The sequence below is a fragment of the Streptomyces sp. NPDC002643 genome (assembly GCF_053592555.1).
In genome coordinates this window covers 1-20,094 of the sequence record NZ_JBSFVY010000028.1, presented here as the reverse complement: position 1 = coordinate 20,094, position 20,094 = coordinate 1, and the positions used below count along the sequence as shown (strand labels likewise).

The 20,094-nt window shown below is 73.2% G+C and carries 10 protein-coding genes and 1 pseudogene; 6 read left to right on the top strand and 5 right to left on the bottom strand.

The features are described 5' to 3' along the window. Positions 1-5 precede the first annotated feature (5 nt). The 3 genes from ACWD4G_RS33680 (at position 6) to ACWD4G_RS33670 (ending at position 9,774) form a co-directional block, all read left to right on the top strand. Positions 6-2,117, top strand: a complete 2,112-nt coding sequence (locus tag ACWD4G_RS33680) for an alpha-galactosidase (RefSeq protein WP_451300249.1) — start codon at positions 6-8, stop codon at positions 2,115-2,117. A 458-nt stretch (positions 2,118-2,575) separates the two neighbouring features. Further along, positions 2,576-4,612: an SPFH domain-containing protein gene (locus ACWD4G_RS33675; protein ID WP_451300405.1), complete on the top strand. Its 2,037-nt coding sequence runs from the start codon at positions 2,576-2,578 to the stop codon at positions 4,610-4,612. Between the two features lie 80 nt (positions 4,613-4,692). After that, on the top strand, positions 4,693-9,774 hold the full coding sequence (locus ACWD4G_RS33670; protein ID WP_451300247.1) for a DNA repair ATPase: 5,082 nt from the start codon (positions 4,693-4,695) through the stop codon (positions 9,772-9,774). On the opposite strand, the gene ACWD4G_RS33665 is transcribed toward ACWD4G_RS33670, so the two are convergent. After that, positions 9,771-11,711, bottom strand: coding sequence for an NAD-binding protein (locus ACWD4G_RS33665; RefSeq protein ID WP_451300245.1), 1,941 nt, complete (start codon positions 11,709-11,711; stop codon positions 9,771-9,773). The genes ACWD4G_RS33670 and ACWD4G_RS33665 overlap by 4 nt on opposite strands. 251 nt (positions 11,712-11,962) lie before the next feature. On the opposite strand from ACWD4G_RS33665, the gene ACWD4G_RS33660 reads away from it, so the two are divergent. Beyond that, positions 11,963-13,033, top strand: a complete 1,071-nt coding sequence (locus ACWD4G_RS33660) for a PucR family transcriptional regulator (protein WP_451300244.1) — start codon at positions 11,963-11,965, stop codon at positions 13,031-13,033. A 53-nt stretch (positions 13,034-13,086) separates the two neighbouring features. Here ACWD4G_RS33660 and ACWD4G_RS33655 read toward each other — a convergent pair whose 3' ends face one another. After that, positions 13,087-14,469, bottom strand: coding sequence for a hypothetical protein (locus tag ACWD4G_RS33655; RefSeq protein WP_451300242.1), 1,383 nt, complete (start codon positions 14,467-14,469; stop codon positions 13,087-13,089). A gap of 115 nt (positions 14,470-14,584) precedes the next feature. Here ACWD4G_RS33655 and ACWD4G_RS33650 point away from each other — a divergent pair, with 115 nt between their 5' ends. Continuing rightward, complete coding sequence (locus ACWD4G_RS33650) at positions 14,585-15,964, top strand: molybdopterin-dependent oxidoreductase (RefSeq protein ID WP_451300240.1); 1,380 nt, start codon at positions 14,585-14,587, stop codon at positions 15,962-15,964. Positions 15,965-16,313: 349 nt separating this feature from the next. Here the strand turns inward: ACWD4G_RS33650 and ACWD4G_RS33645 are convergent, their stop codons facing one another. The 3 genes from ACWD4G_RS33645 to ACWD4G_RS33635 are packed head-to-tail and all read right to left on the bottom strand — an operon-like array spanning position 16,314 to position 18,573. Next, positions 16,314-17,171, bottom strand: a complete 858-nt coding sequence (locus ACWD4G_RS33645) for a class I SAM-dependent methyltransferase (RefSeq protein ID WP_451300238.1) — start codon at positions 17,169-17,171, stop codon at positions 16,314-16,316. A 38-nt stretch (positions 17,172-17,209) separates the two neighbouring features. Beyond that, entirely contained in the window at positions 17,210-17,827 is a 618-nt protein-coding gene (locus ACWD4G_RS33640) for a TIGR04282 family arsenosugar biosynthesis glycosyltransferase (RefSeq protein WP_451300403.1), read from the bottom strand. A gap of 5 nt (positions 17,828-17,832) precedes the next feature. After that, on the bottom strand, positions 17,833-18,573 hold the full coding sequence (locus ACWD4G_RS33635) for a glycosyltransferase family 2 protein (RefSeq protein WP_451300401.1): 741 nt from the start codon (positions 18,571-18,573) through the stop codon (positions 17,833-17,835). 217 nt (positions 18,574-18,790) lie between these two features. On the opposite strand from ACWD4G_RS33635, the pseudogene ACWD4G_RS33630 reads away from it, so the two are divergent. Further along, positions 18,791-19,501 (top strand): annotated as a pseudogene (locus tag ACWD4G_RS33630) (response regulator transcription factor); the annotation flags it as partial. Between the last annotated feature and the right edge of the window lie 593 nt (positions 19,502-20,094).

Below are 20,094 nucleotides of genomic sequence, written 5' to 3'. Positions count from 1 at the left end.
ACGCGTTGACTACTGCTGTCGAAGTCGGCGGCGCAGATGGGAAGTCCCTTCTCTGGTCCCATGACGCGCTCGGGTTGCACGCCATCGCGGATTCCGCCGGGTCGGTCAGGCTGGGGGCACCGGGCCAGGCCTGGGATTCCCTGCTTCCCCTCGTCGAGGTCACCGCGACCGGCCACGGCCGTATCTGGTCGGGGGAACGCTTCATCGACAGCGCCATCGGCAGCCGGCTGACCTACCGCGGCCACACGGTGACCGAGACCGAGGGCTCGCAGTGCACGACCATCCGCCTGACGGACCCGGTGACCGGCCTCACGGCCGACATCGCTCTGCGGACCCGCCCCGGCAGCGGCTTCCTCCGCTCGCGGGTACGCCTGACCAACGAGGGGAGCGCACCCCTTCGGCTGGAGAGCGTGTCGACCCTGACCCTCGGCGGCATCGCGGACGGCACCGGTTCCCTCGACGGACTGACCCTGCACCGGGCGGACAACGACTGGCTCGCCGAGTGCCGCTGGCGGCACAGCCCGCTGCGCGACCACGTCGTCCGGCTGAACCGGTCCGCCCACGGCCACGAAGGACGCGGCTGCTTCGAGCGCCACTCGCAGGGCAGCTGGTCCACCGGCAGGCATCTGCCGATCGCCGCGCTCACCGACCCGACGGGCGGCGCCTGGCTCTGGCAGATCGAGTCCAGCGCGGGCTGGCGCTACGAGACGGGCGAACGCGAAGGCGCCGCCTACCTCGCCCTGTTCGGGCCCGACGACGCCCACCACCAGTGGCGCCACACACTCGCCCCCGGTGAGGAGTTCAGCACCGTACCCGCCGTCCTCGTCCGGACCCGGGCCGGCGGTCTCGACGCCGCGTTCGGCGAACTCACCGACCACCGCCGCCGGATACGCCGCGAGCACACGGATCACCGCACCCTTCCGGTGATCTACAACGACTACATGAACACCCTCATGGGGGACCCCACCACCGAGAAACTGCTGCCGCTCATCGACGCGGCCGCGGCGGTCGGCGCCGAAGTGTTCGTCATCGACGCGGGCTGGTACGACGACGACGCCCAGGGCTGGTGGGACGCCGTCGGCGCATGGGAGGCCGCGCCCAACCGCTTCCCCGGCGGCATCGAGGAAGTCCTGGGCGCCATGCGGCGGCACGGCATGACGCCCGGACTGTGGCTGGAACCGGAGGTCGTCGGGGTACGCAGCCCCCTCGCCAGAACCCTGCCGGACGAGGCGTTCTTCCGGCGCGGAGGCCTGCGCGTCACCGAGCACGGACGGCACCATCTGGACCTCCGCCACCCCGCCGCCCGCGCTCACCTCGACCGTGTCGTGGACAGACTCGTCGGTGAATGGGGCGTCGGGTACCTGAAGTTCGACTACAACATCAACGTCGGGCCCGGAACGGAGTCGGGCCACGAGAGCGCGGGCGCCGGACTGCTCGGACACCACCGCGCCCATCTCGACTGGATGAACTCCCTCCTCGACCGCCACCCGAACCTCATCCTGGAGAACTGCGGCTCGGGCGGACTGCGCATGGACTACGCCCAACTGGCCGTGGCACAACTCCAGTCCACCAGCGACCAGCAGGACCTGCTGCGCTACCCGCCCATCGCCGCCGCGGCCCCGACGGCGGTGACCCCCGAGCAGGCCGCGGTATGGGCCTACCCCCAGCCCGGCCACACCGCCGACGAGATCGCCTTCACCCTCGCCGGGGCGCTGCTCGGCCGTATCCATCTCTCGGGCTTCCTCGACCGTATGAACGACGACCAGTTGGGCCTCGTACGCTCGGCGATCCGTGTGTACAAGGACATCCGGCCGGAGATCGGCCAGGCACACCCCTTCTGGCCGCTCGGACTTCCCGCCTGGGAGGACGACTGGATCGCCCAGGGACTCCGCGGCCGGGAATCCACCCTGCTCACGGTGTGGCGAAGGCAGTCCGCCGACCAGGAACGCACGCTCACCATTCCCCACCTGCGCGGCGCCCACCTCGTGGCGGAAGTCCTCCATCCCGGCGACGCGTCCGCCGGCGCCGTCGACTGGAACGACGGGGCGGCGACGCTGACCGTCTCCCTGCCCCGACCCAACACCGCCGTTCTCCTCCGGCTGGGCGCCGCCCGCTGACCCGGGGCGGCGGACGGACAGGGCCCGGACGGGGCCCACTCGACCGCAAGGGCGTAGCTGTTCCTGTGGCATTGACGCCTTCTTGGCGGGGGACCGGCATGAAGGACAGGACGAAGACTGCCGGAAGTCGGCAATGCGGCAGAGACATGGCGTCGGCAGAATAGGGCGGGAGGGGAGCACGCGGGACGGTCCTGGTGCCGGACACCGGCAGTGATTCGGCACCAGGACCCTGAGAGCCTGGGTCATATCCCCGGTCGAGCGCCGTGCGCCCGACCGGGGATATGACACAGGCTCTGAGCGGGCAGCCGTGGTCGACACGCGGACGCCGCCGGCCCGGAGTTTCGCGGTGGCCAGGAAGTCCCGAACTCCCTGTTCGGGTGCGGACTCCCGAAGCCTCACGGCTCGTCGGCTCCCTCGTCGACCTCGTCTTCGTCTTCTCATCTGCCAAGGACGTTTCCATGGATGCCATCACCGTGGGCATCGGCGTGCTCGTCGCCGGCTGCCTCCTCGCCGTACTCGTCGTCTCCCGGCTGTTCCGCAAGGTGGAGCAGGGCAAGGCGCTGATCGTCTCCAAGATGCGCAAGGTCGATGTGACCTTCACCGGGCAGGTCGTCCTGCCGGTGCTGCACCGGGCCGAGGTGATGGACATCTCGGTGAAGACCATCGAGATCACCCGGGCCGGCAAGGAGGGGCTGATCTGCCAGGACAACATCCGCGCCGACATCCGGATCACGTTCTTCGTGAAGGTCAACAAGACCGTCGAGGACGTCATCAAGGTCGCGCAGGCCGTCGGTACGGCTCGGGCGAGCGACCGCGACACCCTGCAGGAACTGTTCCACGCGAAGTTCTCCGAGGCGCTGAAGACCGTGGGCAAGCAGCTGGACTTCACCGACCTGTACACCAAGCGGGAGGAACTGCGGTTCCGGATCATCGAGGTGATCGGTGTCGACCTCAACGGCTACCACCTGGAGGACGCGGCGATCGACTACCTGGAGCAGACGCCGCTCACCCAGCTCGACCCGGCCAATGTGCTCGACGCCCAGGGCATCCGGAAGATCACCGAGCTGACGGCCGTGGAGCACGTACGCACCAACGAGGCGCAGCGGGGCGAGGAGAAGGAGATCACCCGGCAGAACGTCGACGCCCGTGAGGCGATCCTGGAGCTGGAACGCCGGCAGGCCGACGCGGAGATCAAGCAGCGGCGGGAGATCGAGACCGTACGGGCCCGTGAGGAGGCCGAGACGGCTCGGGTGGTGGAGGAGGAGCGGCTGCGGGCGCAGTCCGCGTTCCTCAGGACCGAGGAGCAGCTCGGTATCCAGCGGGAGAACCAGGCCCGCGAGGTCGCGGTCGCCGCGAAGAACCGTGAGCGGGTCATCGCGGTGGAGGGCGAGCGGATCGAGAAGGACCGGCTGCTGGAGGTCATCGCACGCGAGCGGGAGACGGAGCTGACCCGGATCGCGGCGTCGAAGGAGGTCGAGGCGGAGAAGCGGGAGATCGCCGAGGTCGTCCGGGAGCGGGTCGCGGTGGACCGTACGGTCGCCGAGCAGGAGGAGTCCATCAAGCGGCTGCGTGCCGTGGAGGAGGCCGAGCGGCAGCGGCAGGCCGTGGTCATCGCCGCCGAGGCGGAGGCACAGGAGAGGCTGGTCAAGGACATCAAGGCCGCGGAGGCCGCCGAGCAGGCCGCCGCCCACCGGGCCGCCGAGGAACTCACCCTGGCCGAGGCCCGGTTGAAGACCGCGGACCTCGACGCACGGGCCAGGCTGCGCCTCGCCGAGGGCGTTCAGGCGGAGGCGGCGGCAGCAGGGCTGGCCGCCGTCCAGGTCCGGGACAAGGAGGCCGAGGTCATCGAGAAGGCGGGCCGTGCGGAGGCCGAGGCCACCGAGGCGCGGATGCGGGCCGAGGCGGAGGGGGCCCGGGCCAAGGCGCTCGCCGAGGCGGAGGCCATCGCCGAGAAACTGAAGGCGGAGGCCCGGGGGCTCACCGACAAGGCCGCCGCGATGGCCGCGCTGGACGAGGCGTCCCGTGGCCACGAGGAGTACCGGCTGCGGCTGGAGGCCGAGAAGGACATCCGCCTGGCCGGGTTGGACGTACAGCGGCAGGTCGCCGAGGCGCAGGCCACCGTGCTCGCCACCGGGCTGGAGAACGCCGACATCGACATCGTCGGCGGGGAGTCCGTCTTCTTCGACCGGCTGGTCGGGGCGATCGCGCTGGGCAAGGGCGTCGACGGTCTCGTCCAGCACTCCGAGACCGCGCGGGCGTTGGCCGGGCCCTGGCTGGACGGAACGTCGAGTTTCACCGACGACCTCGGCCGTGTCCTGGGCTCGGTGTCCACGGCCGATGTACGGGACCTGACCGTCTCCGCACTGCTGATGAGGCTGATGAGGACCGGCGGCGCCGACTCCACCGCCCTGAGGCAACTGCTCGACAGGGCCGGCGAACTGGGCCTCGCCGACACCCCGCTCACCACCCTGAACGGCCACAACGCCAAGGCCTGACCGACCCGTGGTCCGGAGCCGCCGCGCGAGGGGACGGCGGCTTTGGACCACGTCTTCCCCGACTTCCCGAAAGGGGCACCATGACCACGGGCCTGGACACCGGCCTGACCACCGGCCTCGACACGGGTCCGGACACCGGCCTGGACACGGGCCCGGACACCGGCGCGTACGACGTGCTGCGTGACCGCCTGGCCGCGCGGGCCGCCGAACTCGCCCGGCGCGCGGAAGCGCTCAACGCCCGCCGCGCCGAGGAGTTCGGCTCCACCCGGCTGGAGCTGACGCGCACCGCGCGGCTGCGCACCGAACCGGCCTGCGTGCCCCGCGACATCGTCACCGTCGGAGACGCCCTGCTCCTCGGCCACCACGCCACCCCCGGCACGGGCACCGGCACGGAGACGGAGACGACCGTCGGTGACGTCCTCACCCTCCACGACCGTGACCTGAACCCGCTCCCCGAGGACGCGGTGCCCGGACTGCTCGACGACCCGGTCTTCCTCCGGGAGTTCGCGTCCCTCCACCGCTACTACCGCCACGCCCGCCTCCTTCAACTCCGCCGCACCGAGAGCAAGTTGCTGGCCGTCTTCCGGACCGGCGAAAAGGCCGGTGACATCCGCGTCCTCGGCTGGGCGCTGACCGACGACGGCAGGGCGACCTTCCTGGACGCGCGCGGCGAGCGCGGCGATCACCACGACGTATACCCGCCCGCGCACGACTTCGACTGGACGGAGACGACCCGCGAGGACCATGTCCTGGGCCGGCACCCGCATATCTCCATCGAGGGCGAGGTGTTCGTCGCGACGGTCGGCGGGACGCTGACGATCAAGGTCGAGGACGACACCGAGACGGGCGAGGGGATTCACGCCGAACCGGTCGCCGAGCCGTTGCAGTCCCTCGCCGACGCCGACCTCGCGTACGCGCGCGTGGGAGCGCTCATCCTGCTGCGAGTCCTCCCCTACAAGGAGGACGTCCACCGCTACCTCGTCTTCAACACGCTCACCAGGACCGTCGTACGCCTCGACGGCATCGGGCGGGCGTGCCGCCGCCTGCCCGAGGACCACGGCATCGTCTTCCCCGGCGGCTACTGCCTGGCCACCGGAGCGCACAAGACCTTCGACGGCGTCGCCGCCTCCTCGGACATGGCAGCCCTGGAGTTCGAGCGCGTGGTCCGCTCGCCCAACGGCGAGGACGTGCTCTTCGCGTTCCACGCGCGCGTGGAGGGCCGCGGCCTGCTGCTGCCCTACAACGTGATCCGCAAGGAGATCGAGGCCCCGCTGTCCTGCCGGGGCTGGGCCCTCTTCGACGACGGCACCCTCGCCGTCCTGCGGGCCGACGGCACCGAACCCCGGCGCGTCCACCCGCTCCAGCTGTGGACCTCCCCGTACGTCTCCGACACCCACGCCGCCGCCCGGCCCGTCGGCACCGGTCCGCTGGCGCGGGTCGGGAACGCCGATCTCGTCCGGGGCATCTCCGACTGCCTGTCCATCGCGGGCGCCGTCGCCGAGACCACCCCGACCGGCGAGGTCTACCAGGCGCTCGCCGCCGCCTGCGTCCGCGCGGCCGACTCCCACCACTGGCTGCGCGATCCCGAACTCGGCGATCTGCACGAGCCGCTCACCCAGGTGAGGGCCACCGCCGAGCAGGTGCTGGCCGAGTTCGAGACCGTCCGGACCCTCACCCGGCAGGCCGCCGAAGCGCTCGCCGAAGCCGCCGCGCGGATCGCCGCGGTCGTACGACGGCTGCGCGGCGAGGCACCCCGCACCGCCCTCGCCTGGCTGACCGGCCTCACCGAACTCCGCCGTGCCCAGGGCCACTTGCTCACCCTCAAGGACCTGCGGTACGCCGACATCGCGCGCATCGACGCACTCGCCGCCGAGGCCGGGGCCGACCTCGCCGGCTTCGGGCAGCGGGCGGTCACCCACCTCGCCCGCGAGGACGCCTTCGCCGGCCACCGGGCCGACATGGAGCGCCTCGCCGCGGACGCCCAGACGCTCACCACCGTCGCCGAGGCCGCGCCGCTCGCCGCCCGCCTCGACGACCTCGCCGAGCAACTGCGCACGGTGACCGAGGTCGTCGCCGGACTGGACATCGGTGACGCCACCCTCCGCACCCGGGTGCTGGAGCGGATCGCCGAGGTCGTCGGCGGCGTCAACGCCGCCCGCGCCACCCTCGACGGCCGCAGCCGCGAACTGGGGGAGCGCGAGGGGCGTGCCGAGTTCGCCGCCGAGTTCGCCCTGCTCGGCCAGATGGTCACCGGAGCGCTCGCCTCCGCCGACAGCCCCGAGGCGTGCGACGACCACCTCGCCCGCGCACTCGTACGGGTGGAGGACCTGGAGGCGCGATTCTCGGAGTCGGCCGAGCACGACGACCTCCTCGGGGAACTGTCGGACAAGCGCGACGAGATCCACGAGGTGTTCTCCGCCCGCAAACAGAACCTCGCCGACGCCCGCGCCCGCCGGGCCGAGCGCCTCGCCGACTCGGCCGACCGCGTCCTCGGGACGATCACCCGCCGTACCTCCACGTTCACGGACGCGGACGCCGTCGCCACGTACTTCACCTCCGACCCGCTGCCCGCCAAGGTCCGCCGTATCACCGGTGAACTGCGCCAACTCGGTGACCGGGTCAGGGCGGAGGAACTGGACGGCGGCCTGACGTCCGCCCGCCAGGAGGCGCTGCGGGCCCTGCGCGACCGTACCGACCTCTACGCCGACGACGGCCGCAGCCTCCGCCTGGGCACCCACCGTTTCGCCGTCAACACCCAGCCCCTGGACCTCACCCTCGTCCCGCACGGCGATGGCCTGGCCTTCGCGATCACCGGCACCGACCACCGCTCCCCGGTCACCGACCCCGACTTCGCCGCGACCCGCCCCTACTGGGACCGCCCGCTGCCGTCGGAGTCCCCCGAGGTCTACCGCGCCGAACACCTCGCCGCCCGCCTGCTCGACGAACACGGCCCGACGGCCCTCGCGGAGGCCGACGACCTGCCCGCCCTGGTCCGGCGGGCGGCGCAGACGGCGTACGACGAGGGCTACGAACGCGGTGTCCACGACCAGGACGCGACCCTGATCCTCACCGCGCTGCTGCGCCTGTACGAGGCCGCCGGCCCGCTCCGCCACGAGCCCGCCGCCCGCGCCGCCGCCCTGCTGTTCTGGGCCCACGGCACCACGGCCGAGGAACGCGCCTCCTGGACCCGGCGCGCGCGGTCCCTGGCACGCGCCCGCGACACCTTCGGCCCCACCACCGCGATCGACGACCTACGCGCGGAGCTGGCGCAGGCGATCGGCGCGCAGGCGCACAGCACACCACCGCTCGCCGAATCAACGCCCAGCGGCGTCGCGGCACTCGGCACCGCCCCGCCCACCGCACCAGCGTCTGCCGCCGCCTACCTCTTCGACGAGCTGACCGACGGCCCCGACGGCTTCGTCATCAGCGCCGGAACCCGCACCCTCCTCGACAAATTCCGCCGTACGGTGGGCACGTCGGCCTACGACGACGACCTCGCCGCACTCGACACCCTCACCGCCCGCAGGCAACTCGTCGAGGCATGGCTGACGTCGTACACCACCGCGACCGGCACGGACATCACCCCCGGTGATCTGGCCGAGGCGGTCGCCGCCGAACTCTGCCCGGACCTGGCCCGCTACGAGTCCGACGCGCCGCTGACCGCCACCGTCGAGGGCCTGCTCGGCACCCACCCACGTATCACCGCCCGCACCCTCACCCTCCGCGTCGACGAACTCCTCGCCCGCACACGGGAGTTCCGCACCCATGAGGTCCCCGCCCACCGCGCGTACCAGCGCCGCCGTACGGCACTGGTGGCCGCCGAGCGCAGCCGTCTGCGCCTGGACGAGTACCGGCCGCGCGTGATGTCGTCGTTCGTCCGGGGCCGGCTCGTCGACGAGGTCTACCTCCCCCTGATCGGCGACAGCCTCGCACGGCAACTCGGCACCACGGGCGGGACCGAACGCACGGACACCGGCGGTCTGCTGCTGCTCATCTCCCCGCCCGGCTACGGCAAGACGACGCTCATGGAGTACGTCGCCGACCGGCTCGGGATGATCCTCGTCAAGGTGAACGGCCCCGCACTGGGCCGCGCGGTGACCTCCCTCGACCCGGCCGAGGCCCCCAACGCCACCGCCCGCCGGGAGATCGAGAAGATCAACTTCGCGCTGGAGGCGGGCAACAACACCCTTCTGTATCTGGACGACATCCAGCACACGTCCCCCGAACTCCTCCAGAAGTTCATCCCCCTCTGCGACGCCACCCGCCGCATCGAGGGCGTACGGGACGGCCGGCCACGCACCTACGATCTGCGCGGCAAGCGCTTCGCCGTCTGTATGGCGGGCAACCCCTACACCGGGTCCGGCGGTCGCTTCCACATCCCCGACATGCTCGCCAACCGGGCCGACGTATGGAACCTCGGTGACGTCCTGACCGGCAAGGAGGACGCCTTCGCGCTCAGCTTCATCGAGAACGCCCTCACCGCCAACCCGGTCCTCGCCCCACTCGTCGGCCGCGACCGCGCCGACCTCGACCGGCTGATCCGGCTGGCCGAGGGCGACCCCACGGCCCGCGCCGACCGCCTCACCCACCCGTACGCGGCGGCCGAGCTGGAGCGGATTCTGGCCGTCCTGCGCCATCTGCTGACGGTCCGCGACACGGTCCTCGCGGTGAACGCCGCGTACATCGCCTCGGCGGCCCGGTCGGACACGGCCCGCACGGAGCCGCCCTTCCTGCTCCAGGGCTCGTACCGCACCATGAACAGGATCGCCCAGCGTGTCCAACCGGTCATGAACGACGCCGAGGTGGCCGCCCTGATCGACGACCACTACACGGCCGAGGCCCAGACCCTCACCGCCGGCACCGAGGCCAATCTGCTGAAGCTGGCCGAGCTGCGCGGCACCCTCACCCCCGAACAGGCCGTTCGCCGGGCCGAGTCGAAGGCCGCGTACGTGCGCGCCCACGCCCTCGGCGGCGGCGCGGACGACGACCGGCTCTCCCGCGCGGTCGCCGCCCTCGGGCTGCTCGCCGACCGGATCGCGGCGGTCGAGACGGCGATCAACCGGGCCGTCGGCCCGAGCCGCCCGCAGACCAACCCCACGGTCCGGCCGCTCCCGGAGTTCCGCGACGACGGGCGCTCCGACACTCGCCCGGCCGACGGCTAGGCACCGGGTCCGCGTGTCCGGAGCTGTGGCTGTCGGCCGAGGAGTTCGGCGAGGCCCTGGCGGGTCGCGGCGAGGACCACGCGGTCCTGTGGGCGCAGGACGTAGCCGGGGTGGAGGTCCCAGACGAGTCCGGCGGGCCGGCCGGGATCGTCGTGGGCCGGGGTGGCGGCGAGGTCGGGCACGCGGTCGTCGGGGGCGGCGGTGTCCAGGGCGAGGACGCGCCAGGCACCGGGGCGGAAGGACTCGGCGATGGTGCGCCCCTCCAGTTGCGGGTGCCCGGCGACGATCAGCGCGGCGAAGAGGAGCACGCGGCGTTCGACGGGGATGGCTCCCAGGATCTGCCGGCCCATCATGGCGCCGGCGAACGCGGGCGCGGCGAGGGTGGAGACGCTGCGGCTGCGGGTGAGGGCGTCGGGGTGGGCGGCGCGCAGGGTGCGGTGGACGGCGGTGGCGAAGTCGTCGTCGTACAGGCGCAGCACGACCCGCAGGTCGGGCTTCACGGAGCGGGCGTACAGGGCGGCTTCGAGGTTGGTGGTGTCGACGCTGGTCAGGGCGAGCAGGGCGTGGGCGCGGTGGACGCGTGCCGCTTCCAGGACGCCCTCCTGGGTGACGTCGCCGAGGACGGTGGGCACCCGTAGCCTGCGGGCGAGCGGGATACCGCGCGCCTCGGGGTCCTCCTCGACGCACACCACGGGGATGCCGAGTTCGTGCAGCCGGGACAGGACACGGGTGCCGATCTTGCCGAGGCCGAGCAGGACGACATGGCCGGACAGGGCGCGGGGCGGTCGGCGCAGCGCGGAGGCGGTGCGGAAGGTGCCGAACGCCTCCAGGGCGGCGGCGAGCAGCACGGGCAGGAAGAGCAGACCGGCCAGACCCGCGAGGAGCTGGAGGATCTGGCGGGCCGTGGACTCGTCGAGAGCGGGGTCGTTGATGGCGAACAGGTCGAGCAGGGTGAGATAGGCGGCGTGCAGCGGCTGCTCGCCGGTGGTCGCCCAGGTGGCGACGGCGAGGCCGAGCGCGCAGATCGCGAGTCCGGCCAGCGACCAGCGCAGCCGGGCCGGGAACAGCGTGCCGAGCGGCAGTCCCCGTCCGGTCAGACGGCCCGGTGGGGGAGCGGTGCCGGTGTGGGTGACGGCCTCCAGGACGACCGTGCCGTGGCCCGTGGCGGCGGCCACCGTCCGGTCGTCGGGCAACAGCGTCGGCCCCTCCCGGCCGCTGGCGTCCGAACCCTCCGTGCCCGCCGGGTCGTTGGTGGTCGAGGACAGCAGGGCGAGCGTGCACAGACCCGGGTCGGCGGCCTCGCCCCGCCCCGGAGGGGTGCGTTCCACCGCGCGCAGCAACAGCCCGTCGGCCTGGATGACCTTGCTCGTGCCCGCGACGGCGGTGGCCGCGAGTGCCGGGGCCGCGGTGTCCGCGTCCGACAGAACGGTGGTGGAGGTGTCCAGCTCCGCCGGGTCCAGACCGGGCACGGCGAGGGCGGCGGCCTGGTCGAGGAGTTCCTCCAGATGCTGGCCGAGCTTGCGGTTGTAGAGCCGGATGACCAGACGCAGCCGGGAGTTGAGACGGCGGGCGGCCAACGCGGCACGGATATTGGCCTCGTCGTCGTCATACACCAGGGCCAGCGCGGCGGCCCCCCGCACACCGGCCTCCTCCAGCACACCCTCGTCCGGCTCGGCGGCTTCGAGGACACGCGGAGCGCCGGGGCCGCCGTCCGCCCGGGTCATCGCGGTCTGCACCCGGCCGAGCAGCGACGACGCACGCCCCCGCCCGCCGCCCGTGGGGGCTACGCGTCGCGAGGCCGGTACGACGAGGGTGACCCGCTCCCGGTACACCGTGGTCAACTCGGCGGCCAGCCGCTCGGCGAGCGCGTCGTCACCACACACGATCATGTGCCCGGACACGGTGACACCACGAGCGGCCTGAGGGAAGACGGTCATACGGTCCGGTCCTTTCCGCGCGGCCGAAGAGGGAGTTCGCCCCGGACCGCCGACCAGACTTCCCGGCACACCACCCGAATCCTATGCTTTCTTGACGTGGTGTTGACATGCCCTTGATGCGCAACTCCGGGCTCCGCACCCTGCCGGGTTCCGGCAGGGAGAGCGGCGGTGACGACGTCCCGCGTGGGCCGGCACGGCGGAACGTGCGCTAGAAAGGGCGTCAACGGCGTATCAAGATCAGGGGGACGTGGATGGCGGGGCGGCACGTTCCGGAGGAGTTCGCGGAATACCTGGAGGGGTACGCCACCGTCCTTGAGGACACCGCCGCCACCGGTCGCCGACTGACCCGGGAGGAACTCGACTCCCGCCGCGGCCTCGGTGAACGGGCCGCGGAGGCCGGTCTGGGGCTGCGCGCCCTGGTCGCCGCCCACCTGGCCGCCACCCGCGCGAACTGGCCGACGGACCAGCGCGCCACCGTGGACAGCGTCCTCGCCTCCGCGGCCCAGGCCCTCGACGCGTTCGCCGAGGGCTACGAACGGGCGCAGCGACTCGCCGTACGCCAGGAGGAGGCCGCCCGGCGGGAGTTCATCGACGATCTGCTGTACGGCCGCAGCGATCTCGGCCGGCTCGCCCAGCGCGCGGAGCGCTACGGGCTGCGGCTGTCCTACGAGCACGCGGTCGCCGTGGCACGCGGCACGGCCGTGTACGACGAGGGCGACCCGGTGCTGCGGGAGGTGGAACGCGCGCTGATAGGGCGGTTCGGCGATCGCAGCATCCTGCTCACCACCAAGGACGGCAGGCTCGTGTGCATCGCCCCCGGCGACCAGGAGGACGTGCTCGCCCACTTCGCGAAGCAGGCGTTCGCCGCGACCGGCGGCGGCCAGGTGGCGATCGGCCGCCCCCAGCCCGGCGCGGCGGGCGTGGTCCACTCCTACGAGGAGGCCCTGAACACCCTCGACCTGGCCGAACGCCTGGAACTCGACGATCCCGTGCTGCGCGCCGCCGACCTCCTCGTCTACCCCGTCCTCACCCGCGACCGACAGGCCATGGCCGACCTGGTCGTCAGCGCCCTCGGCCCGCTGCGCGGCGCCCGTGGCGGAGCCCAGCCGCTCCTCGACACCCTCACCGCCTACTTCGACTCCGGCTGCGTCTCCGCCGAAGCGGCCCGACGGCTCTCCCTGAGCGTCCGCGCGTTCACCTACCGCCTGGAACGCATCCACAAGCTCACCGGCGCCGACCCGTCCGACCCGGTCCACCGCTACACCCTCCAGACCGCGGTGATCGGCGCCCGCCTGCTGGACTGGCCGACCAAGCCGTTCTGACGCGACCGACCGAACCCTTCTGAGACGAGGACGGCAGGAACCGAAACGCCCGCTCACCAGCCCGTCAGCAGCAGATGGTTGAGGAGCAGGGCCAGGGCGGCCTGCGAGGTCAGCCAGGCGCGGGAGCGGTCGAGGTACGCGCCGGCCGCGAGGAGCCATACCGCGAACGGCAGCCAGATGCGTTCCGTCTCCGCCTTGCTCATCCCGGACAGGTCGGCGGCCACCACCATCAGCAGGGCCGCGCACAGCAGCAGCCCCAGCCGGCGCCCGGCGGTGGGCGTCTCGTGCCACCGGGCGAGCAGGGCGCCCGTCCTCCGCAGCCCGGCGACCGTGGCCGGACCCACCACCAGGACCGCGCAGGCGAGATTGGCCCACACCCAGTAGCCGTACGGACGGAAGCCGCCGGCGCCCTGGTGGTAGCGCTCCACGAGCAGGCGGTACGCCTCCCACCAGTCGAAGCCCAGAGCCGTGAACACCACCGGGACCACCAGGAGCCCGGCGATCGCGTACGGGAGGACCGGCAACCGCCGCGAGCCGAGCAGCAGGACGGCGGCGGCCGGCATGGCGAAGAGCATGAAGCCGTACGACAGATAGAGGGCGAGACCGAGGAGGAGACCGGCGGCGAGCGCGGCCGCTCTCGGGCGGTGGCCCGTCACCGCGAGGGCGAGGAAGGCCATGGCCCAGGCGGTGACCGCCGCGAAGTAGCCGTCCGCCGACGTGCCCGCCCAGACCGCCGCCGGGGCCAGGACGAGGAAAGGGGCGGCGCGGCGGGCCAGTTCCTCGCTCGCCAGTGCCCGCACGGTGATGAGAACGGCGGCCGCCGTGGTCGCCCCGACGATGATGACGAAGACACCCGCCCACGCACCGCCGCCCAGGCCGATCCGGTCGAGGAGGACGAAGGTGAGGGGGGCCGCCGGGGGATGGCCGGCGACATGCGGGGGCCAGTGGTCGGGGGAGCCGAGCAGGATGTGGTCGGTGAAGGTCCGCAGGGTGGCCGGGATGTCGTCGAAGCGGTCGATGACCTGGAGGTACTCGTACCTGGTCGTCAGCCGGCGGGCGATGCCGCGGTGCCAGCCGTCGACCAGGGCCAGGGAGAAGGTCCAGGCCGCCGCAGTGCCCCAGGAGACGAGCAGCAGCCGGTGCCAGGGGAGGCGGGCGGTCAGGGAGGGGCCGTACGCCACCACGGCCACGGCGACGGCGATCGCGGCGGGGGTGCCCGGGCCCGTATGGGGCAGCCAGTTGGCGTACAGCGGCGGCCGGCCGACGTGCAGGACGTCATCGGCACGCTTGATGGCGCCGCCGACCAGCGCCGCCGTCACCACCAGCAGCGCGGCGGCGGCGACGGCGTACAGATCGCGGCGCAGTTCGCGATGGGGCTCACGGGGAGGGCCGGGGCGGGGCGCGCGGGGAAGGTCGAGGAGAGGATCGCGGTTCACGTGCGACGACGCTAGGCCGGACGGCGGCCCGGCGGCCCCCGACAGGCGCGGACGTCAGCCTTTCGTCATGAGTCGCACGGCCTCCGACCGGCCGCTTCGGACCTAACGTCGGGCCATGGCACGGTTTCCCTCCACACGCTCCTCACCTTCCTCACCCTCCTCACCGTCCTCGTCCGCTTCCCCCGCCTCCCCCGGCTTCTGGCGCAGCCCGCTGCGCGGCCCCTGGTTCACCTCGCTCCTCGGTGTGGTCCTGCTCGCCGGGACCACGGTGCTGTTCGTCACCGGACTGCTGTCGTACGCCGCCTACAACCCGGACCTGTCGCCGGTGAACGACAAGACCCCCGACAAGGGCATCCTCGGGTTCTACCTCTTCGCCTGGCCGACGGACCCGCACTGGCTGTACCGGCTGAACCAGGGCGTCCACGTCACGCTCGGGATCGTGCTCATCCCCGTCCTGCTGGCCAAGCTGTGGTCGGTGGTGCCGAGGCTGTTCCAACTGCCGCCGGCCCGGTCCCTCGCCCATGCCCTGGAGCGGGTCTCGCTGCTTCTGCTGGTCGGCGGCGTGCTGTTCGAGTTCGTGACGGGCATGCTCAACATCCAGCTCGACTACGTCTTCCCCGGCTCCTTCTATCCGCTGCACTTCTACGGGGCGTGGGTGTTCTTCGCCGCGTTCGTGGTGCATACGGCGCTGCGGGCGCCGACGGCCGTGCGCAATCTGCGCCGGATGCGGGGGCGGGGGAGCACGGGGGAGGGGGCCGCGCCGCCGGACGCGTCGGACGGCGCCTCGCGGCCGGTGCCTCCGGAGGGGGCTGCGCCGCCGGTCTCCTCGGAGGAACCCTCCCTGGTGTCACCGCATCCCGCCGAACCGACCGTGTCGCGGCGCGGAGCCGTATGGCTGGTCGGCGGTGGTTCGCTGCTGCTCCTCGGGACGACCGTGGGCCAGAACTTCGACGGCCCGCTGCGGCGCACGGCCCTCCTCGCCCCGCACGGCGGTGCCGAGCCCGGCAGTGGGCCGAACGGCTTCCAGATCAACAAGACCGCCGAGTCCAGGGGGATCAGCCCGGCCGAGACCAGCGAGGAGACATGGCGGCTGACCGTCACCGGGCCCACGGGCACCGTCCGGCTGAGCCGCGCCGAACTGCTCGAACTCCCCCTGCGCAGCGCGGCGTTGCCCATCGCCTGTGTGGAGGGCTGGTCCACCTCCGACCAGTGGTGGCGTGGCGTACGGCTGCGGGACCTCGCCGCCCTCGTCGGGTACGAGCCGGACGCGGCGCCCGACGTCCTCGTGGAGTCCCTCCAACGGCGCGGCGCCTTCCGCCGAGCGGCCCTGCGCGCCAACCAGGTGCGCGACGCCCGTTCCCTGCTCGCCCTGGACGTCAACGGCGAGCCACTGTCCCCCGACCACGGCTACCCGGCGCGGATCATCGTGCCCGCCGCGCCCGGTGTCCTCAACACCAAGTGGGTGACCCGGATGACGTTCGGAGACCTGAAGTGACGCGAGGACCTGGGGCGCCCCGGAGACCTGGAACGAAGAGGCTCCGCCTCCGCGTCGGCAGCCCCTTCCAACTGCTGCTCCTGGCCTGCTCGTTCGCGCTCGCGGGATACGCGGGGGTGCGACTGCTGGCCGACGACTGGTTCCAGGTCGCGCTGTGGTTCGTGGGCGCGGCGGTGGTCCACGACCTCGTACTGCTGCCGCTGTACGCGACGGCCGACCGCTCGCTCGTACGGGCGGCGGGGGCGACCGGGCACCGGGACCTGGCGGTGTACGTGCGCGTACCCGCCGCCCTGTCCGGCTTGCTGCTGCTGGTGTGGTTCCCGCTGATCAGCGGCCGGGTGGCGGACCGTTACGAGTCCGCCACCGGACTGTCGGCCGACGGCTTCGCCGCCCGCTGGCTGCTGATCACCGCCTTGCTGTTCGGCGGTTCGGCGCTGGTGCTGGCGCTGCGGGTCCGGCGGCGGGCGCGATTGCGCAGGGCGACGAAGGAACGCCCGCCCGCCGTCCACTGACCTGCGGCACGCCACCCGAGAGGACGGGCGTGCCGCAGCAGCGCCGGGGTGCCGAGCCGGGCCCAGGGGAAAGCGCCCCCGGGCCCGCCACCGCTCCCGACTCCACCGCCGGCCGTGGCCCCGGCTCCGCCTCCCGCCCCGACGCCGTTCACGAGGTGGACCTCGACGCGTTCGTCCACGTCCACCGGGACCGTCTCGGCGATCAACAGGCCGCCGGGGCGCAGCAGTTCGGCCAGCCGGGCGAGGAGGGCGCGGGGGTCGCCGCCGATGCCGAGGTTGCCGTCGAGGAGCAGGGCGGTGTCCCAGCGGCCCTCGCCGGGCAGCGACTCGAACACCGAGCGCCTCAGTGCTCGGCCGCCGAGCCGCAGGGTGTGGGCGACGGCGGCCTGGCTGACGTCGATGCCGAGCACGGGTCGCCCCCGGGCGGCGAGTTCGGCGACCAGCCGCCCCGGCCCGCACCCCACGTCGAGAACGGCACCCTCGCACAGCCCCAGCACCTCCAGGTCCACGGTGTCGGCGCGGGCACACCACCGCTCCACTTCCAGGGGCAGCAGCCAGCCGTCCGCGCGCCGCAGAAACAGAGGCCCGCGCCCGGCGCGCAGGGCGTCGGCGTAAGGGTCGCCGGACCAGGTCGGCCGCGAGGCCTGCTGCCGTACGCCGTTCGCGGGGCCGTGTATCGCCGTGAGCCCACCCATCGGCCGTTCCCCTCTCCCGTCGGCCACCCCCGTCTCCCTCATCGGCCGCTGACCGCCCGCAGCCGGGCCAGTTCCGCCGCGAACCGGGTGCGCGGCGCGAGCGCGGCGACGGTCTCGGCGTCGTCGGCGGTGTCGACGTCCCGCAGACGGGGCAGGTCGCGGACCCGCAGCCCGGCGGCGACCAGCCGGGCGCGTTGGACGGCCCCGGTGACGGGCGTCGACATGGGCACCCCGCGCAGGAGTTCGGGGTCCGGTTCGGCGAGTCCGAGGGCCCAGAAGCCGCCGTCCTCGGCCGGACCGAACACCGCGTCGCCCCCGGTGAGGTCCACCGTCAGCGACTCCGGGGTGATCTGCGGGGTGTCCATGCCGATGAGCAGGGCCGGGCCCTCGCAGCGCGCGAAGGCGTCCGCCAGCCGCTCGTCCAGCCCGCCCGCGCACTGCGGTACGACGTCGAAGCCCGGCGGCAGCCAGGGGCCGGGCCGCCCGTCCAGCACGAGGACACGGCGCAGGGCGGGCGTCGCGGCCACCGCCCGCAGGGTGTCCGCGAGGGCCGCCTCGGCGAGCGCCGCCGCCTCGACGGGAGTGAAGGGCGGGGTCAGCCGGGTCTTCACCCGCCCCGGCCTGGGCTCCTTGGCGATGACGAGGAGGGTGGTCATCAGCGTCATCGGCGTACCCCTTCCGCCGTGCCGTCGTACGTGTCCCCGCATGTGTCCTCGTGCGGGTCCCGAGGCGTCTGCTTGTGAGGGTCCTCGTCCTCCCGGGCGGGCGGTTCACGCAGGACGCGGCTCATGTCCCGTACCGCGTGCCAGGTGCCGCGCCAGGTGCCCGTCACTTTCGAGTCCCCGGTGCGCGGCAGGTACGGCACGTCGTGCTCGGTCACCCGCCAGCCCGCGTCGGCGGCGCGTACGACCATCTGCAACGGGTAGCCGCTGCGCCGGTCGGTGAGGCCGAGGGCGAGCAGTGGCTCACGGCGGGCGGCGCGCAGCGGGCCGAGATCGTGCAGCCGCAGCCCGGTACGGCGGCGCAGCATCAAGGCGAGCGCGAGATTGCCGGCCCGGGCGTGCGCGGGCCATGCGCCCCGCGCCCGCGGGCGGCGCCTGCCGAGGACGAGGTCGGCCTGTCCCTGCCGTACCTCCTGGACGAAGGGGACGAGCAGCGACGGGTCCAGCGACGCGTCGCAGTCGCAGAAGCAGACGATGCCGGCCGTGGCGGCGGTCAGACCGGCGTGGCACGCGGCACCGAAGCCGCGGCGCGGTTCCTGGACCACGGTCGCGCCGAGCCGTCGGGCGATGTCCGCCGAGCCGTCGCTGGAGCCGTTGTCCACGACCAGCGCACGCCAGCCCGCCGGGATACGGGCCAGTACCCAGGGCAGGGCCTCGGCCTCGTCCAGGCAGGGGAGCACGACATCGACGTCCGGGCGGGGACGCTGGGCATCGACATCCGGGCGGGAACGCGCGGCATCGGCGTCCGGTGGTGGTGGGGGAGAGGTCGTCACGGCTTCACCCTACGAGGACGAAGTTCACATATCGGGCCTCGCCTCCTTACGGAACGCTGACGTCGGGCGGCTGCCGGGACGGTGGGGCGGCGCGGGGGCCGGGCGTGGTGCGAGGCTGGGCGCCATGGAACAGCAAGCAAGTGCAAGGGCGGCGGCGCGTGTCCTCGTGGTCGACGACGACCCCACGGTCGCCGAGGTCGTCGCCGGGTACCTCGACCGCGCCGGATACGTCGTCGACCGTGCCGGTGACGGTCCGGCCGCGCTGGCCCGCGCCGCCGAGCACCGGCCGGACCTGATCGTGCTGGACCTGATGCTGCCCGGCATGGACGGCCTGGAGGTGTGCCGCAGAATGCGGGCGCGCGGCCCGGTGCCGGTCATCATGCTCACCGCGCGCGGCGACGAGGACGACCGAGTCCTGGGCCTGGAGGTGGGCGCCGACGACTACGTCACCAAGCCGTTCAGCCCCCGCGAACTGGTCCTGCGCGTCGACTCCGTACTGCGCCGCGCCCGGCCCGCGGCGAGCGCCGGCCCCCTGGGCACCTTGCGCTCGGCGGGCCTCGCCGTCGACCCGGCCGCCCGTCGCGCCACCAAGAACGGCGCCGAACTCGCCCTGACCCTGCGGGAGTTCGACCTCCTCTCCTTCTTCCTCGGCAACCCGGGCCGCGCGCACAGCCGCGAGGACCTGATGCGCGAGGTCTGGGGCTGGGACTTCGGCGACCTGTCCACGGTCACCGTCCACGTCCGCCGACTGCGCGGCAAGGTCGAGGACGACCCGGCCCACCCCCACCTGATCCAGACGGTCTGGGGCGTCGGCTACCGCTTCGACCCCACCGGCGCCCCGATCCGGCCTTTGGCCGACGGCGACACCACCCGGCCTTTGGTCGACGGTGGTCCCGCGCGGCCCTTGGTCGACGGTGGTCCCGCGCGGCCCTTGGTCGATGGCGGCTCCTCCGGCAGCCCGGCCGCCGGGGGCCCCATCGGGCTCTTGGACGGCGGTGGTTTTTCCCGGCCTTTGGTTGGCGGTGGTCCCGCGCGGCCTTCGGCCGATGGCGGCTCCTCCGGCAGCCTGGCCGCCGGGGACCTCATCCGGCCTTTGGCCGGCGGTGGTCCCACTCGACCCTTGGCCGGTGGCGACTTCACCGGCAGCCCGGCCGCTGAAGACCCCGCCCGGCCTTCGGTTGGCGGTGGTCCCATGCGGCCCTTGGTCGGTGGCGGCTCCTCCGGCAGCCCGGCGGCCGGGGCTCCTACCCGGCCCTTGGCCGGTGGCGACTTCACCGGCAGCCCGGCCGCTGAAGACCCTGCCTGGCCTTTGGTTGGCGGTGGTCCCATGCGGCCCTTGGCCGGTGGCGACTTCACCGGCAGCCCGGCCGCTGAAGACCCCGCCCGGCCTTCGGTTGGCGGTGGTCCCATGCGGCCCTTGGTCGGTGG

What these genes read in the sequence shown, in the direction of transcription:
- ACWD4G_RS33645 (WP_451300238.1), bottom strand. Translation starts at nt 17,171, where the DNA reads ATGGGTGGGCTCACGGCGATACACGGCCCCGCGAACGGCGTACGGCAG.
- ACWD4G_RS33675 (WP_451300405.1), top strand. Translation starts at nt 2,576, where the DNA reads ATGGATGCCATCACCGTGGGCATCGGCGTGCTCGTCGCCGGCTGCCTC.
- ACWD4G_RS33665 (WP_451300245.1), bottom strand. Translation starts at nt 11,711, where the DNA reads ATGACCGTCTTCCCTCAGGCCGCTCGTGGTGTCACCGTGTCCGGGCAC.
- ACWD4G_RS33650 (WP_451300240.1), top strand. Translation starts at nt 14,585, where the DNA reads ATGGCACGGTTTCCCTCCACACGCTCCTCACCTTCCTCACCCTCCTCA.
- ACWD4G_RS33640 (WP_451300403.1), bottom strand. Translation starts at nt 17,827, where the DNA reads ATGACCACCCTCCTCGTCATCGCCAAGGAGCCCAGGCCGGGGCGGGTG.
- ACWD4G_RS33670 (WP_451300247.1), top strand. Translation starts at nt 4,693, where the DNA reads ATGACCACGGGCCTGGACACCGGCCTGACCACCGGCCTCGACACGGGT.
- ACWD4G_RS33660 (WP_451300244.1), top strand. Translation starts at nt 11,963, where the DNA reads ATGGCGGGGCGGCACGTTCCGGAGGAGTTCGCGGAATACCTGGAGGGG.